This is a genomic window from Polaribacter sargassicola (genome assembly GCF_021991835.1).
Classification (GTDB): domain Bacteria; phylum Bacteroidota; class Bacteroidia; order Flavobacteriales; family Flavobacteriaceae; genus Polaribacter; species Polaribacter sargassicola.
Map to the genome: position 1 here is coordinate 661,004 of NZ_JAHDAU010000001.1, position 16,826 is coordinate 677,829.

A 16,826-nucleotide genomic window follows, 5' to 3' on the forward strand; every position below is an offset into this window, starting at 1 on the left:
GTTTGGATATCTTTTTTTTTTAATGCTATAGTTTTATTTTCGATTACTATTTATCATTTGTTTTACGAAAAGAAATTTTCTCCTTTTTTATCTTCTTACATAGTCTTTACATTTTTATTTTTCTTAGCAGCGCCAATAACTCAAATTAATTCTTTAGAGGATGTTACTAACGCTAAGTTTGTTAATTTTTTTCCATATAAAGAAAATTTAATACTATATGTTAATATACTAATAATATTATTTAATATTATATTTATTTGTTCATATATTCAGATAAAAAAAAGAATTAATCCATTGGTTAATTTGACAAAGGATAATAGTGACCAGAAATATTTACCTTTAGTTATTTTAATTTTACTTGTAATTAGTATGTTTGTTTTTATGGGTAGTTATTCTTTTATTAAAGAAGAGTTTTTTAATCCTAATTGGTTAAAATCAGATAGCACTTCTAAATCTTCTGTACTAATTTGGAAGAAATTTTTATTTATGATTCCATTCTCAGGAATTATTTTATGTTTTAAATATTTCAAAAAAATAAATAAAAAAAGATCAAATTATATAAATATAATTTTCTTCTTTTTTCTTTTTATTTTTCTGTTATTCTGGTTTAAAAATCCGCTAACAGAAAAAAGAAATGCTTTAGGCCCCATCTATTTGTCTTTACTTTTTTTGTTTTTACCCAAAGTATTAAATACAAACCTTAAAACGTTATCATTTTTATTTTTTTCTATGATAATAGTTTTCCCATTGATGGCAATTATTACACATTCAGATGCTACCCTTGCAGAAATGTACAAAAATCCTTTAATCTTAATTGAACAAATGAAAGGAGGGGGTGTTACTAATGCTTTAAATACTCTTAATTACGATGCTTTTGCTAATATGATGGCATCTGTAGATCTTGTATATAAATATGGCTTTTCGTTTGGTTACCAATTATTAGGTGCGTTGTTTTTTTTTATTCCTAGAAGTTTTTGGGTGTCTAAACCTGTATCTTCAGGGCAATTAGTAGGAGAACATTTAATTAATAATTACGGTTTTGGATTTTCTAATTTATCAAACCCATTAATTTCAGAAGGGTTTTTAAATTTTGGAATTTTAGGTGTTTTTATAATGGCAATTGTACTTGCTTATTTGCTTAATATTATGATTAAGTGGTTGCATTCTGATGATTATTTAAAAAAAATAATGGCATTTTATTTTGCAATGCATCTTTTGTTTTTACTTCGTGGAGATTTTACAAATGGTTATGCATATTTTATAGGGCCTTTATTAGCTATAATATATTTACCTAAAATTATAGAAAAAACAATAATAGGTTTAATTCAATTTAGTAAAAGATGATTAAAAATCTTAAAATAAATAGCTTTTTATTAATTCAATTACTAATTGGTTTAATGTTTAGTTTGGTTTTGTTACCTTCTGTAGTTAAATCAATTGCTATTATATTTTTGTTAGTTTTTACTATGATTTTCTTTTTTAAATCTAAAAATAAGTTTAATAGTAATCTATTTTTAAATAATAGCTTATTGTTTTTTCTTCTTTTTTTTACGATAATTTATTCAGATAATTTATCCTACGGATTTAATAAATTGTCTACTATGTTGTCTCTACTTGTTTTTCCACTTATCATGTCTTTTTTTAATCAAAAAGACATAGATAGATTCTTTAAACAAATAAAAAAATATTTAGTATTATATGTAGTAGCTGTTAGTCTTTTCAATATTGTACCTTTCAGTTGGTATTTAATTACACAGGATACATTACAAGAAATAACAAAACATTATCCTTATGTTATTATTATAGATTTTGGTAAATATAGTATACATCCTATATATATATCTATGCATACTGCTATTGCTATTATTTTTTCTGTATATCTATTTAGGGAATACAAAGCAAAAATCAGTAAATTTCTATTAGTATTGGTAATTTGTTCTTTAGTTACTTTTCTTATCATTTATTTAAGAAAAGGTCCCATTATAGCACTAATAATTGTATTAATTATTTGGGCTTTTTTAAAAAATAAAGCTTATTTAAAATACAACATTTTATTTATTGTGGCTTTAATAGGTTTGTTAGTTTTAATTCCGAAAACTAGAAATCGATTTATAGAATTACTTAATGTAGAAAATGCAGTAGAAACAAATCAGAGTTCGACCAACATTCGTTATACTATCTACAATAATTCTTTTCAATTAATTAAAAAAGAACCATTATTTGGATATGGAATAGGAGATTATTATGATAAACTTAATGATACATATAGTAAAAATGCAGTATTTTTATTCAATAATGGTTATAATTCTCATAATCAATATATCAGTTTTGTTTTAATAGGCGGCTTTGTTTTATTGTTGTTTGTTATTCTTATGTTTTATAAAAACATTCGGTTATCTATAAATTCTAATAATATAATATTAACTTTAATTTTAGTTTTTTATGGAGTTATGATGTGTTTTGAAAATATTTTAGAAAGGGAAAATGGGGTTATCTTTTTTTCATTTTTCTTAAACTTTTTTGGATTAAAGAGTTACTCAAAAAAAGAAAAATCTGTTCTTATTGTTGGTCCGTTTCCTAAACCTATTTCTGGAGTTTCTTTAGCTAACAAAGTGGTAAAAGAAGTTTTAGATAATTCTAATGATTTTATTGTAGATTCTATAAATACATCATACGTAGTATTTGAAGATGCAGTTGGTAGTTTTTCGTTTAAGAAGTTTTTTTTCTTTTTAAAAATAAATTTAGGTGTTTTTAAAGTTTTTAAAAATGATATTATTTACATAACTCCTGGTCAAACCTTTTTTGGTATTACAAAATATGCGCTATTTATTCTATTTTCTTCTATTTTAAATAAAGAATTAATTATACATGTTCACGGTAATTATTTAGGAACTCAGTATAAAGAATTAAGCGGAATTAAAAAGCGTGTTTTTTACTATCTAATTTCTAAATTTACAAAAGGAATAGTTTTATCTGCTTCGTTAAAACCAAACCTAACCCCTTTTTTAAAAGAAGAAAATATCTATGTATTATTTAATTTTGCTCAAAATTATCTTTTAGAGAAAGAAGAAGTGATAGACTGTAGTATTTTAAAAATTTCTTATTTGAGTAATCTAATGGAAGAAAAAGGAATTTTTTTACTCTTAGAATCATTAAAAGATTTAGAAAATAAAAAGATAAATTATCAGGCTAGAATAGCAGGTAATATAGATGCAAATTTAAAAGAAGGTATTTTAAAAAAGATTTCAAAATTAAAAAATACAACCTATGTTGGTGTTGTTTATAATGATGATAAGAAAGCATTACTTAATTGGAGTAATGTTTTTGTATTACCTACTTTTTACAAAATGGAAGGTCAGCCAATTTCAATTTTAGAAGCTCTAGCTACAAGTAATGTTATTATTTCTACCAATCATGCAGGTATTTCAGATATAATTGAAGACAAAAAAAATGGTTATTTGATTGAACCTAAAAATACAGATAAATTAATTGAAGTGTTTACTTTTCTAGATAAAAATAAATCTATAATTGAAGAAATTAGTAGGTACAATAAAACTTATTTTATTAATAACTTTACTGCTGATATATTTCAATTCGAATTTTTAAAAATTATAAATGATAATACAAAAACTTGATACATATAAATTACCTAAAAATTTTAGAGGTAGAAATGCTTTTATTGTTCAGTTATGGTGGATTATTCAAGGTGTTTTTTTTAGAAATTCTCCTCAGTTTATGTATGGTTTCCGTAACTTTTTATTGAGGTCTTTTGGAGCCAAAATAGGTAGTAATGTTATTATAAGGCCTACGGTAAGGGTTACTTATCCTTGGAGAGTTTCTATAGGTGATTACTGTCAAATTGGAGATGATGTAGTTCTATATTCATTAGGAGAAATAGAAATAGGAAACAATACGGTTATCTCTCAAAAAAGCTATATTTGTGCAGCTTCTCATGATTACGAAAAGTCAACTTTTAATATTTTCTCTAAGAAAGTAACAATTAAAGATCAATGTTGGTTGGCAACAGATGTTTTTGTAGGACCAGGAGTTACAATAGAACAAGGTACTGTAGTTGGAGCAAGGAGTAGTGTGTATAAAGATTTACCTGGCAATAAAGTTTGTAAAGGTAATCCAGCCAAAATAATTAGAGACAGAGTAAGTGTTAAGTAAAAAAAAAATTTTAGTATTATCCCCGTTTTTTTATCCAGAACCAATTTCTACTGGTAAATTTAATACAGACTTTGTAACAGGTTTGGTAAAAAAAGGACACAATGTAACTGTTTTGTGTTTCCATCCATTTTACCCGAGTTGGAAAGTAAAAAAAAGTACAAAAGAATTAGAAGGAGTAGAAATAGTAAGAGGCGGAAAAAACTTATTCTATACAAATAAAACCATTTTTAGAAGATTAATTTTAGAATTTGGATTTGCTTTTTTTGTGTTAAGAAAACTACGTAAACACCAAAAAGGTAAAGACATAATTATGCCTATTTTTCCACCAAGTTTTGCATTTTATTTTAGTCTTCCTTTTTTTAATAGAAATATACAAAAAGTAGGTATGGTACATGATTTGCAAGAGGTTTATTCAAATGGTAAATCAGGTTTCATTAATAAAGTAATTCGTTTTTTTATTCATCATATAGAAAAAAAATGTTATCAAAATTGTGATAAACTTGTGTTTCTTTCTAATGAAATGAAAAATGAGGCTAAAAAATTGTATAATTTAATTGATAAAAAGTTAGAAGTACAATATCCTTTTATAACTTTAACCGATAATATTACTAACGATTTAGGAGAATTATTAGATGAGAATAAAATAAACATTATATATTCGGGAGCTTTAGGCGAAAAACAAAATCCAAATATATTATATGATTTTTTTAATAAAGCATCTAGTAAAATTTCTAATGCCGAATTTTATTTCTTTTCGGAAGGAGAAACAATAAAAAAATTAAAAAAATTAAATAATAATAAAAAAATACATTTTCATAATTTAGTAGATAAAGAAAATTTAGAAGAGTTGTATGGTAGAAGTAGTGTGCAAATAATACCTCAAAAAGAAAATACATCTAAAGGATCTTTGCCTTCTAAATTACCAAATTTATTGGCATCTGGTTGTAAAGTTTTAGTTATTACAGATTCTAAAAGTGAAATAGAACAATTCTTTACAGACAATAATTTAGATATGATTGCTACTAGTTGGAACATTGATTTGTTAATTAAAAAATTACAATTATTGGTTAAAAAATCGATTGATGTAGAACATCAAAAACAGGTAGCAAAAAATATGTTTACAATAGACAAAATGATTCTTAAAGTTTTTCGTTAAAACAATATATTTGTTCTAAAATAGTTCCCCAGATTGAAAAAAAGATACTCTTATTTTATTAGACCTATTCAGGTTGTTATAGACCTTGTACTTATAAATTTTATAATTTTATTAGTATACAAACAAGAACATATAAATTTTTCTTTTTTATTATATCTTTCATTTTTCTGGATAATTATATCATACTTTTTAGGATTTTATAGAGTATATAGATATACAAGAGTTTTAAGACTGTTTACTTTATTAGTAAAACAATTTTTGGTTTTCTTTTTAGGCTATTTTGCATATTTTGGGATTTTTAAAAATGAAATTGTAATTGCGGATAGGTTTTTAGCGTTATGCTATATTTTTTCAAGTGTTTCTTTTTTTAAACTTTTGTGGTTTTTTCTTCTAAAAAGATATAGATATTTAGGTAATAATTTAAGAAAAACCGTTGTTATTGGTTTTGATGATTCTTCTAGAAATGTTATAAAACTATTTAAAAGTAAATCTAATTTAGGATATAAATATTTGGGCTTTTTTTCTAATAAAGTATATAAAAACGAAGAGTATTTAGGTAAGCTAGAAAATTTTTATAATTATAATAAACTAAATGATGTAGATGAGGTATATTGCTCTCTAACCACGTTATCTAGTAACGAGATTAAAAAAATAAACAAATTTGCAATCGAAAAAGATATTATATTAAAATTGATTCCAAACTCAACAGAACTTTATAGTAAAAATCAAAGTGTACAGTATTACGATGATACATTAATGGTTTTAAATGTAAACAAGTTACCTTTTGAATTTGCAGAAAATTTCTATATAAAGAGAATTTTTGATATTTTATTTTCGTTATGCGTTTGCATATTTATCTTGTCTTGGCTTATGCCCATTCTGTGGGTTTTAATAAAATTAGAATCTAAAGGGCCTTTAATTTTTAAACAAAAAAGAGAAGGGATTAAAGGTAGTGAGTTTGTTTGTTACAAATTTAGATCTATGAAAATTAATAGTAAGGCAGATAAAGTACATGCTACAAAAAATGACAGTAGAATTACTAAGATTGGTGCATTTTTAAGAAGAACTAGTTTAGATGAATTACCTCAATTTTTTAATGTTTTAATAGGTAATATGAGTGTTGTTGGGCCAAGACCTCATTTAGGTAGCTTGTCTTTAGAATATCAAAAAGAAGTAGACGATTATTTAAAAAGACATATTGTAAAACCAGGTATTACAGGGTTGGCTCAAGTAAGTGGTTACAGAGGCGAAATAAAAAAGAGAGCAGATATTAAAAATAGAGTTCGTTTAGATATATTTTATATAGAAAACTGGTCATTTTTCTTAGATATTAAAATCATTTTAAAAACTGTTTTAAACGTTTCTCAAGGGGAAGAAAACGCCTATTAGTATATATGATAGAAAAATTAGATATTACTGTATCTATAGTTCTTTATAATGAAAATTTAGAAGAGCTAACAAATACAATTAATTGTTTTTTAAGTATTCCGCTAAAGAAAAAACTTTATTTGATAGATAATACAGAAGAAAAAAAATTTAAAAATCTTTATAAAGAAAAAGTAGTAGAGTACATTGCTGTAGGTAAAAATATAGGATTTGGACCAGGACATAATGTGGTTATATCAAAAATAAAAGAAGCATCTAAATTTCATTTAGTTTTAAACCCAGATGTTAGTTTTAAACCAACAGTAATACCTAATTTAATATCCGCACTAGACAAAAAAGATAATGTTTCTATGATTGCACCCAAAGTTCTTTTTCCTAATGGAGAACATCAATATTCTTGTAGAAGATTTCCATTAATTTCAGAACTTTTGGTAAGAAGATTTTCATTTTTACAACCATTATTTAAATCTACTAAACTTAAAGGTCAATACAAAGACAAAGATTTAAATAGCCCGTTTTTTGTAGAATGGGTAACAGGATGTTTCCATTTATATAAAACCGAAGATTTTATTAATTTACAAGGTTTTGATGAACGCTATTTTCTATATATGGAAGATGTAGATATTTGTAAAAGAATAGAAGAATCTGGTAAAAAAACCATTTATTTTCCTAATGAAGAAATTGTACATGTCTTAAAACAAGGTTCATCAAAAAATATAAAATTGTTTTTTAGGCATTCAACATCTGCAATTAAATATTTTTTAAAGTGGGGATTCTAATATCCTAATAAATTAAAATATATTTGCAATAACAACAACACAACAAACAATGAATGTACTTATTTTAGGTTCTGGAGGTAGAGAACACGCTTTTGCATTAAAATTAACAGAAAGCAAAAAAATCAATCAACTTTTTGTAGCACCAGGAAATGCAGGAACAGATAAAATAGCAAAAAATATCAATATCAATCCTACAGATTTTAAAGCTGTTAAAAAAACGGTTTTAGAAAACAATATTAAAATGGTAGTTGTTGGGCCAGAAGCACCATTGGTAGCAGGTGTGCACGATTTCTTTTTAGCAGATAATGATTTAAAAAACATTCCGGTAATTGGGCCAAAAAAAGACGGTGCATTATTAGAAGGATCTAAAGATTTTTCTAAACAATTTATGCAAAAACACGGTGTTCCTACAGCGCGTTACCAATCTTTTACAAAAGATAATTTACAAGAAGGCTTTGCTTTTTTAGAAACCTTAGCACCACCTTTTGTTTTAAAAGCAGATGGTTTAGCAGCAGGTAAAGGAGTTTTAATTTTAAACTCTTTAGAAGAAGCTAAAGCAGAATTAGAAGAAATGGTTTCTAATCAAAAGTTTGGCGAAGCTTCATCAACAGTAGTAATAGAAGAGTTTTTAAAAGGAATAGAATTATCTGTTTTTGTATTAACAGACGGTAAAAATTATAAAATTTTACCATCAGCAAAAGACTATAAAAGAATTGGCGAAGGAGATACAGGTTTAAATACTGGCGGAATGGGAGCAATTTCTCCTGTACCTTTTGCAGACGACGCTTTTTTAAATAAAGTAGAAGAATTAGTTGTAAAACCTACAATTAACGGATTGCAAAAAGACGGAATAGATTATAGAGGTTTTATTTTTATTGGTTTAATGAATGATAACGGAAACCCTTCTGTAGTAGAGTATAATGTAAGAATGGGAGACCCAGAAACAGAAGTTGTTTTACCAAGAATAGAGTCAGATTTATTTGATTTGTTTGAAGGTGTTGCCAACCAAAACTTAAATACAAAATCTTTTTCTGTAACCAATAAAACAGCAACAACTGTTATGTTGGTTTCTGGCGGATACCCAGAAGCTTACGAAAAAGGTAAAGAAATTACAGGTTTCGATACTGTAAAAGAATCTATCGTTTTTCATGCAGGTACAACAATTAAAGAAAATAAAGTTGTAACAAGCGGAGGTAGAGTTATTGCGGTAACTTCTTTTGGTAATACCATTGAAGAAGCTTTAGAAAAAAGTTACAAAAGCATCGATAAAATTTATTTTGATAAAATAAATTACAGAAAAGATATCGGTTTCGATTTAGTGTAAATAATTTTTTTGGGCGTTTTAACAGGCTTTCCATTCTATCTTTTTTTTCAGAAAAAGAAAAAAAAGGATGCCATTACAATCCTTAACGCACTTGTTTGCAATCTAATTTAAGTCTAAATTTTTAACTGCTTTTTTATAAAAATTGTAGCTTTAAGTTGATGTAAAAATGAATGCCATTCAAAAAAAAATAATTATTGCGCCACTTAATTGGGGTTTAGGTCATGCCTCTCGTTGTGTGCCAATAATCAATGCATTATTAAAAAATAATTTTACACCAATAATAGCATCAGACGGAGTTGCTTTGTCTTTTTTAAAGCAAGAATTTCCTGCTTTAGAAAGTTTAGAGTTGCCATCTTACAATATTTCTTACGGAAAAAATTTAAAAATAAAATTACTTTTTCAAGTACCGAGAGTTTTTAAAGCTATTAAAGAAGAGCGCAAAATTATCAATAATTTTTTGCTTAAAAACAAAGAAATTGTTGGCGTAATTTCTGATAATAGGTTTGGTGTAAGAAGTAATTTAGTACACTCTATTTACCTAACACATCAAATAAACGTGTTGTCTGGTAAAACTACTTTTTTAACGTCTTATTTTCATCAAAAAATTATTAAAAAATTTGATGAATGTTGGGTTCCTGATAACGATAATTCAGAGTTTTCAGGAAAATTATCATCAACAAAAAAAGACATTAATTTAAAATTTATTGGCGTTTTAAGCCGATTTAAAAAAGAAGAATTAGCTAAAAATATAGATGTTTTAGTAATTATTTCTGGTCCAGAACCTAACAGAACGTTTTTAGAAAATAAATTAATTTCTGAGTTTAAAAACGATAAAAGAACTATTGTTTTTGTGTTGGGTAAATTAGAAAATCAACCTAAAAAATGGACATCAGAAAATACTACATTTTACAATTACTTACTATCTAATCAGCTTCAAGATTTAATTAATTCTAGTAAAATAGTTGTTTGTAGGTCTGGTTACTCTTCTATTATGGATTTGGCTATTTTAGATAAAAAGGTGTTTTTTATTCCTACAGAAAATCAACCAGAACAAGAATATTTAGCTCAGTTTTTAGAAGAAAAAAAATATGCTCCTTTTTCTAGTTTAAAAGACTTTTGTAAAGAAGATTTATCTAAGTTAGAAAATTATAAAGGATTAGATATAAAAGGAAAAGAGGTTAATTTACCTTTATTTAGTTCGCTTTTTGCAAAGTAAAAGAAAACTCAGAGCCTTCTCCGTAAGTACTTTTTAGAAGAATAGTTTCATTATGCGCTTCTATAATATGTTTTACAATAGATAGCCCTAAACCACTACCACCTTGTTCTCTAGATCTACTTTGGTCTACTCTGTAAAATCTTTCAAAAAGACGAGAAAGATGTTCTTGTTTTATTCCCTCACCATTATCATTAACCTTAATAATAAACTTTTTTTGATTGTAACTATCAACAGAAACTGTAGTAATTCCATTTGGTTTACCATACTTAATAGAGTTTACTACTAAGTTTATTAAAACTTGCTCTATTTTTTCTAGATCACCTTTTACAAAAATTGGAAATTCGTATATTTTGTCAAACTTTAAGGTTACGTTTCTTTTTTTAGCTTTCATTTCAAAAAGATCAAAAACATTTTGAATCAATTCTAAAATATTAAAGACTTTCATATCTATCTTCATGCCGTCATTTTCTAATTTGGCAATCATATCTAGGTCTTTAATAACAGCAACCAATCTTTCTACACCTTTATTTGCTCTTTCTAGATATTTAGTTCTAATTTGTTTGTCGTCTATTGCACCACCTTCTAATAAGGTTAAAATATAACCTTGTACGGTAAATAAAGGTGTTTTAAGTTCGTGTGCAACATTACCTAAAAAGTCTCTTCTAAAAGAATCTCTTTTTGTTAAGCTTTTTATTTCTAGACTTTTACCTTCTACAAATTTTTGCATTCTTTTAGAAAGTTTGTCTATGTCTGTTGTAACAGAATCTCTTCTTAAATCTTTTTCATCTAAAATAGAAACATCTTGGTATATTTTTTTTAGTCTTCTATATATAAAATGTTCTGCTCTGTATTGTATGATAAAGAAAGAGAGTAAAAAAAGTAAAATAATAGAAAAAATAAGAGCACCAATACCCAGGTGATTTATTATAAAATAATATGTTATTGTAGCTAAAACAACAGATATTATAGTTAAATAAATTGCCGACCAAAGGGCGTATGAGTATGTTTTTTTAAATTTCATAAGAGCAAATTTATTTATCGGCTCCTTCTAAAACAAATTTATAACCAACACCTTTTACGGTTTTAAAATGGTTATCTCCAATTTTTTCTCTTAATTTTCTAATATGAACATCAATTGTTCTACCTCCTACAACAACTTCGTTACCCCAAACGGTATCTAAAATAACCTCTCTTTTAAATACTTTACCAGGTTTAGATGTTAATAAAGAGAAAAGTTCGAACTCTTTTCTAGGAAGTGCTATTTTTTTGCCAGCTTTATAAACAACATATTCATCCCTATCAATAATAATATCACCAATAGTAAAAACTTCTTCGTTAGTTTTTTCACTTTTAAGTCTGCGTAAAAGCGATTTTACCTTACTTATTAATACTTTTGGTTTTATAGGTTTTGTAATGTAGTCGTCTGCACCTGCTTCAAAACCAGCAACTTGAGAGTAGTCTTCTCCTCTTGCTGTTAAGAAAGAAATAATAATATTTTCTAAAGACTTTATTTTTCTAATTTTTTCACAAGCTTCTATTCCGTCCATTTCTGGCATCATTATATCTAATAAAATTAAATGAGGAATATTTTTTTTTGCAGATTTTATGGCTTCTTGTCCATTTGTAGCTGTAAAAACCTGATAACCTTCATTTTTTAAATTGTAACCAACAATTTCTAAAATATCAGGTTCATCATCTACTAATAAAATTTTAATATCGTTTTTATTCATATAACTAACTAAAGTACTTATTCAAGCTCAAAAATAGTAATAATTATATTACAATAAGTGTTACTTAACAATCATTTAATCTGTTGTATTTCTATTAACATTTATGTAACATAAGAAATTGATAAAAAAACTCAATTTTTAAATATTCTTTAAATTAACTGTAAATTAATTTGCTATTAGGTTAGTTTTATTAAATAATTTTTACTTTTACATTTAATAATTAATAATTTATAACACATGAAAAAAAATTACTTTTTAACCTTACTATTAACTCTATGTTTTGGTCTAACTTCTTTAGGTCAAGTATTTATTACAGAACTTGCAGACCCCAATGATAACTCAGCTGCTAGGTACATTGAATTGTACAATGCTGGAGATTCTTCTGTTGATTTAGAGGGTTGGAGAATTGATAAGTATACAAATGCTAGTGAAACAGTTTCTCAATCAATTACATTAACAGGTTTAATTGAATCTAAAGGGTTTTTTATTATAGCAACAGGGCCAGAAGATACAGAGTTTTTTGATATTTGGGGATTTTCACCAAACCAATGGGATACAGGAGGAAATAATGTTGCAGGTTCAAACGGAGATGATAATTTAGAGGTTTATGACTCTTCTAATGTTCTAATTGATCAATTTGGTGTTCCAGGAGAAGATGGTACTGGTACTGCACATGAATTTGAAGATGGTAGAGCAGAAAGAAAAGCAACTGTTACTCAAGGAAACCCAACATGGGATGCAAACGAATGGAATATAGATAACGATTCTGGAGGAGGAGATGGACCAATAGATGCAGATGCCGGTGTTTTTGATCCTGGTGCTTGGATAGGTACTTCTACAGATCCTATAATATCTGTTGGAGCCCCTATTACTGGTTTAGATTATTTTGAAGGATACGGTCCGTCTATGGAAGGTGTTTTTACTGTAGGAGGATTAAATTTAACTACAGATATTAGTGTAGCAGCGCCAACAAACTTTGAAATATCTTTAACTTCTGGAGGAACATTTACTAATAGTATTGTACTTACACCAACAGATGGAATTATTGGTTCTACAATAATATATGTTAGATTAAAAGCAGATTTAGGAGTAGGTTCTTATTCTGAAGATTTAACTGTAAGTTATACAGGATTAGATGATGTGCTTATTGCATTGTCAGGAGAAATTAGCCCTGCAGATCCTCAATTTTCTTTTACAGGAGATTTAGATGATTTTTCTTACTTATTAGCTGATGGAGGTCCTTCTGTAGAAGATACTTTTACTGTAGAAGGTTTATTTTTAAATGATGACCTTATAATTACTACACCAACAGGTTTTGAAGTTTCATTAACAACAGAAGCTGGGTTTGATAGTTCTCTTACAATAACACCTTCTTCTGGTGCAATAGAGTCTACAACTATTTATGTTAGGCTAAAAGCTGGTTTAGAAGAAGATAGTTATGGCGGAGACATTACTTTAGCTTCTGCTGGATTAGAAAGTAAAACAATTTCTGTAATTGGAAATGTTTTTGGAGAAACAACAAAGAGTATGTTAATAACAGGGGTTTACGATGGTCCTTTAACTGGTGGAAGACCAAAAGGAGTTGAATTATATGTTTTAAATGACATAGAAGATTTATCTTCATACGGTATTAGTTCTGTTTCAAATGGAGGTGGTTCTACAGCAGGTGAAATAGAATTTGTTTTTCCAGAAGTATCTGTGTCAGAAGGAACATATATTTATGTTACAACACACATTGAAGAGTTTTTAGAATTTTTTGGAGAAGAAGCAACTTATGAATCTAATTTTGTTTCAATAAATGGAGACGATTCTATAGAATTATATGAAAAAGGACAAATTATAGATGTTTTTGGTGAGGTTGATAATAATTCTGATATAACTTGGGGTTATTTAGATGGTTGGGCTTATAGAAAATCTAATACAGGGCCAGAAGGAACAACTTTTACTATAGATAATTGGACATACAGTGGTGAAAATGGATTAGAAGGTGGTACAAGTAATGCAACTGCTACTACTCCTTTTCCTATAGGAACTTATAAAAATTCTACAGCTTCTTTAGCTAATAACACAATAGAAGGTTTTAAAACTTACCCTAACCCAATTACAAATAAAAGCTTTACAGTATCTAGTAACAGTACAGATGTTAAAGAAGTAGCTATTTTTAGTGTTATCGGTAAAAAAGTGTTTTCTACTTCTTTTTCTGGTTTAAATAAAAATTTAGATGTTTCTAATTTAAGCTCTGGTGTTTACATTTTAAAAGTAACAGAAGGAAGTAAATTAGCTACTAAGAAATTGGTAATTAAATAAAACAATTTTATAATAAAATTGTTTCTTACTTATAAAGCTCTAAATTAATTTTTAGAGCTTTTTTTATTTGTATATTTAGCTTGAAAAGAAAAAATATAGCTATGAATCTTAATTACAAATTAAATAATATTTTGTTTTTAGATATAGAAACGGTGCCACAAGAAAAAAGTTGGAGTTCGGTTTCTAAAACGATGCAAGAATTATTTGAGAAAAAAACAAAATATCAAAGAAAAGAAGATATTACAACAGAAGAGTTTTATAATAGAGCAGGAATTTGGGCAGAATTCGGGAAAATAATTTGTATTTCTGTAGCTTATTTTGTTGATAATAAAGAAGACAGACAATTAAGAGTTACTTCCTTTTTTGGTGATGATGAGCATAAGGTTTTAACTGATTTTAAAGTTTTACTAGATAAACACTTTGCTAAAAAAGAGAATGTTTTATGCGCTCATAATGGTAAAGAATTCGATTTTCCGTTTATTGCTAGAAGAATGATTGTACATCAAATAGAATTGCCTAAAAAATTGAATTTATTTGGCAAAAAACCATGGGAAGTTCCGCATATAGATACTTTAGAGCTTTGGAAATTTGGTGACTATAAACATTATACATCACTCAAATTATTAACCTCAATTTTAGGTGTTCCGTCACCAAAAGACGATATTGATGGTAGCGAAGTTGCAGATGTATATTACAAAGAAAAAAATATACAAAGAATTGTAACTTATTGCGAAAAAGATACCGTTGCTATTGCACAAATATTGCTTCGTTTTAATAACGAAAACTTATTAAAAGAAGATAGTATTATAAGAGTTTAGTCTTCTAATTTCATAGAAAGCTCTAACCAACGTTCTTCTTTTTCTTCTAAAGTATTAATAATTTCTTGTAATTCTTCAGACTTTTTAGCAATATCATCAGGTGCAATTTCTACATTTAAAAATTGAGTTTCTATAGTAGTTTTTTTCTTTTGTAGCCTTTCTATTTCTACCTCTAAAGCACCAAATTCTCTTTTTTCATTAAAGCTTAAAGTATTTTTAGTGTTCTTTTTTTCTACCTTTTTAACTTCAACTTTCTTTTCTACTACTTCTTTGGTTTCAGAGTTGTCGTAAGCTCTAAAATCTGAGTAATTACCAGGGAAATTTTCTACAATACCTTCTCCTCTAAAAACAAAAAGAGCATCTACAATTTTATCCATAAAATAACGGTCGTGAGAAACTACTAAAAGGTTACCAGGATAATCTAATAAGAAGCTTTCTAATACATTTAAAGTAACAACATCTAAATCATTAGTAGGTTCATCAAGAATTAAAAAATTAGGATTCTGAATTAAAACAGCACATAAATACAAACGTTTTTGTTCTCCTCCAGAAAGCTTTTCTACAAAATCGTATTGTTTCTTTTTATCAAACAAAAAACGTTCTAGTAATTGCGATGCAGAAATTCTTCGTCCTTTTGTTAAAGGAATTTCTTCTCCAAATTCTTTAATAACTTCAATTACTTTTTGGCCTTCTTTTATTTTAATACCAGATTGTGTATAATAGCCAAATTTTACAGTTTCTCCCAAAATAACTTTACCAGAATCTACGGGCATTGTTTCTGTAATTACATTTAAAAAAGAAGATTTTCCAGTACCATTTTTACCAATAATACCAACACGTTCTCCGCGTTTAAAAACATAATCAAATTTGTCTAAAATCTTCTTATCGCCAAAAGCTTTAGAAATTTTATGCAGTTCTAGAATTTTACTTCCTAAACGCTCCATATTTATTTCTAGTTGTACTTGATGATCTTTTCTGCGTTGATGTGCTTTTTCTTTAATTTTATAAAAATCATCGGTTCTAGATTTCGATTTTGTAGTTCTTGCTTTAGGTTGCTTACGCATCCAATCTAGTTCTTTTTTAAATAAACTTTTAGCTTTGCTTAAGTTGGTTGCTTCTAACGCTAAGCGTTCTTCTTTATTTTGTAAATAGTAAGAGTAGTTACCTTTGTATTTGTATATTTTACCTTCATCAAGCTCTAAAATCTCATTACATACACGTTCTAAAAAGTAACGATCGTGTGTTACCATAAAAAGAGTAATTTTCTCTTTAGCAAAAAAAGCTTCTAGCCACTCAATCATTTCTAAATCTAAATGATTTGTAGGCTCATCAAGAATTAGTAAATCGGGTTTATTAATTAAAACAATTGCTAAAGATAAACGTTTTCTTTGTCCACCAGAAAGAGCACCAACTTTTAAGGTTAAATCTTCTAATTTTAATTTAGATAAAATTTGTCTGTATTGAGTTTCAAAATCCCAAGCATTGTATTGGTCCATTAAATCAAATGCAGTTTGATATGCTTCTGCATCTTCTGGGTTTTTTAATGCTTTTTCATACTGATTAACAATAGAAAGTATTTTGTTATCAGTTGCAAAAATAGTTTCTTCTATAGTTAAGTTAGGGTCTATATCATCTTTTTGTGCCAAATAAGCAATAGAAATTCCTTTTCTACTAACTACTTGTCCAGAATCTGGTACATCTAAACCAGCAATAATATTTAAGATAGAAGTTTTACCACTACCATTTTTAGCTACAAAAGCAACTTTTTGATCTTTGTTAATTCCAAAAGAGATGTCTTCAAATAAGATACGTTCTCCATAAGATTTAGAGATATTTTCAACTGATAAATAATTCACAAAGTTATATTTAGGTTTGGCAAAGAAACAAAAAAACCCAAGAATTAACTTGAGTTTTTAAGCACATTTGTAAAAAATGAATTT

General features: G+C 27.0%; 13 protein-coding genes. 10 read left to right on the forward strand and 3 right to left on the reverse strand.

Annotated elements, in window-relative coordinates; all coding sequences use genetic code 11:
* Positions 1 to 750 precede the first annotated feature (750 nt).
* From wzy to KI686_RS02955, 8 genes are all read left to right on the forward strand, one after another.
* Positions 751 to 1,344: an O-antigen polysaccharide polymerase Wzy gene (gene wzy / locus KI686_RS17290; RefSeq protein WP_438617000.1), complete on the forward strand. Its 594-nt coding sequence runs from the start codon at positions 751 to 753 to the stop codon at positions 1,342 to 1,344.
* A complete protein-coding gene (locus tag KI686_RS02925) occupies positions 1,341 to 3,635 on the forward strand; it encodes a glycosyltransferase (protein WP_237587759.1) in 2,295 nt (764 codons plus the stop codon). The genes wzy and KI686_RS02925 overlap by 4 nt, the downstream gene beginning before the upstream one ends.
* Positions 3,616 to 4,170 (forward strand): putative colanic acid biosynthesis acetyltransferase, encoded by a 555-nt coding sequence (locus tag KI686_RS02930; protein ID WP_262913957.1) that lies wholly within the window; start codon positions 3,616 to 3,618, stop codon positions 4,168 to 4,170. The genes KI686_RS02925 and KI686_RS02930 overlap by 20 nt, the downstream gene beginning before the upstream one ends.
* The gene (locus tag KI686_RS02935; RefSeq protein ID WP_237587760.1) at positions 4,160 to 5,326 is read left to right on the forward strand and encodes a glycosyltransferase; all 1,167 of its coding nucleotides are present in this window, start codon (positions 4,160 to 4,162) and stop codon (positions 5,324 to 5,326) included. Before KI686_RS02930 ends, KI686_RS02935 begins: the two co-directional genes overlap by 11 nt.
* 33 nt (positions 5,327 to 5,359) lie before the next feature.
* Complete coding sequence (locus tag KI686_RS02940; RefSeq protein ID WP_237587761.1) at positions 5,360 to 6,715, forward strand: exopolysaccharide biosynthesis polyprenyl glycosylphosphotransferase; 1,356 nt, start codon at positions 5,360 to 5,362, stop codon at positions 6,713 to 6,715.
* 5 nt (positions 6,716 to 6,720) lie between these two features.
* Positions 6,721 to 7,491, forward strand: coding sequence for a glycosyltransferase (locus KI686_RS02945; protein ID WP_237587762.1), 771 nt, complete (start codon positions 6,721 to 6,723; stop codon positions 7,489 to 7,491).
* 49 nt (positions 7,492 to 7,540) lie between these two features.
* Positions 7,541 to 8,815 (forward strand): phosphoribosylamine--glycine ligase, encoded by a 1,275-nt coding sequence (gene purD, locus KI686_RS02950; protein WP_237587763.1) that lies wholly within the window; start codon positions 7,541 to 7,543, stop codon positions 8,813 to 8,815.
* A 166-nt stretch (positions 8,816 to 8,981) separates the two neighbouring features.
* Positions 8,982 to 10,031: a glycosyltransferase gene (locus KI686_RS02955; protein ID WP_237587764.1), complete on the forward strand. Its 1,050-nt coding sequence runs from the start codon at positions 8,982 to 8,984 to the stop codon at positions 10,029 to 10,031.
* On the opposite strand, the gene KI686_RS02960 is transcribed toward KI686_RS02955, so the two are convergent.
* Together KI686_RS02960 and KI686_RS02965 are read right to left on the reverse strand one after the other, a co-directional pair.
* A complete protein-coding gene (locus tag KI686_RS02960; protein ID WP_237587765.1) occupies positions 10,009 to 11,052 on the reverse strand; it encodes a sensor histidine kinase in 1,044 nt (347 codons plus the stop codon). The genes KI686_RS02955 and KI686_RS02960 overlap by 23 nt on opposite strands.
* A gap of 10 nt (positions 11,053 to 11,062) precedes the next feature.
* The gene (locus KI686_RS02965; RefSeq protein WP_237587766.1) at positions 11,063 to 11,761 is read right to left on the reverse strand and encodes a response regulator transcription factor; all 699 of its coding nucleotides are present in this window, start codon (positions 11,759 to 11,761) and stop codon (positions 11,063 to 11,065) included.
* 237 nt (positions 11,762 to 11,998) lie between these two features.
* Here KI686_RS02965 and KI686_RS02970 point away from each other — a divergent pair, with 237 nt between their 5' ends.
* Entirely contained in the window at positions 11,999 to 14,068 is a 2,070-nt protein-coding gene (locus KI686_RS02970) for a lamin tail domain-containing protein (RefSeq protein ID WP_237587767.1), read from the forward strand.
* Between the two features lie 101 nt (positions 14,069 to 14,169).
* Complete coding sequence (locus KI686_RS02975) at positions 14,170 to 14,886, forward strand: 3'-5' exonuclease (RefSeq protein WP_237587768.1); 717 nt, start codon at positions 14,170 to 14,172, stop codon at positions 14,884 to 14,886.
* On the opposite strand, the gene KI686_RS02980 is transcribed toward KI686_RS02975, so the two are convergent.
* On the reverse strand, positions 14,883 to 16,742 hold the full coding sequence (locus KI686_RS02980; RefSeq protein WP_237587769.1) for an ABC-F family ATP-binding cassette domain-containing protein: 1,860 nt from the start codon (positions 16,740 to 16,742) through the stop codon (positions 14,883 to 14,885). The two genes, KI686_RS02975 and KI686_RS02980, sit on opposite strands and share 4 nt — an antisense overlap.
* Positions 16,743 to 16,826 lie beyond the last annotated feature (84 nt).